The sequence below is a fragment of the Vogesella fluminis genome (genome assembly GCF_014652335.1).
In the GTDB taxonomy this organism is placed as follows: domain Bacteria; phylum Pseudomonadota; class Gammaproteobacteria; order Burkholderiales; family Chromobacteriaceae; genus Vogesella; species Vogesella fluminis.
Map to the genome: position 1 here is coordinate 1 of NZ_BMYP01000120.1, position 737 is coordinate 737.

Consider the following 737-nt stretch of genomic DNA (forward strand, 5'->3'; position numbering starts at 1 on the left):
CCTCAAGTCGGAGTGGATTGGCAAGTCATCGATATCATGCCATATAGGTGCAATTGCCCTGACCACTAGCCCGGTGACTTCTTGGCGCGAGTCTTTGTATTGGATTCGTGTCTTATTTTCGTTTAGTCCAAAACCTGCACGTCGTATTTCGCTATTAAGTCTCTTGCTAGGAATGTATTCTTGCTCCGTTTCCGCCATCAGTCGCGACGGGAAAACCTTCTCTCTAGTGGAGAAAGTTATGTCATCAGCGTATCTTGAGTAGGTGCAAGAATTAGCCTTAGCCAAAGAGGCCAACCTAATGTCTAATGAATGTGTAATTAAATTGGAGATAACAGGAGAGCAAGGACTGCCTTGTGGAAGTTTATTTTCATGGCAGGCAATTTGTGCAATTACTGTCGCAATGTTTGGGTCTAATTTAAAGTTATTATTTTTTATAAAAAAACCACGGACACGTCCAAAATTAAAACTATCGAAAAAATTCTTTAAATCAACATTGAGAACATTTTTTTTATGCAAATGCATCATGGCATTGGTCAGAATCGAACGCTTGCGTATGAAACCGTGAGCTAGCGTAGACTGAAACGCGGTGCCGTCATTCTTTGACTGGTTAATTTCTTCGACACAGTCTTGCAGTAAATTAGAAAGCGCTGACTGCAAAGTCTTTAGGTGGCCTAATGCATTCCATTACCCATAAGTCCCTCGCCAGCCGTTACCATCTCGTCCTGACAAGCGAAAGG

1 protein-coding gene is annotated in these 737 nt (G+C 42.2%); it reads right to left on the reverse strand.

What is annotated here, in order from left to right:
* On the reverse strand, positions 1–657 hold a 657-nt coding region (locus IE083_RS15710), incomplete at its 3' end, for a reverse transcriptase domain-containing protein (RefSeq protein ID WP_229799809.1).
* Positions 658–737 lie beyond the last annotated feature (80 nt).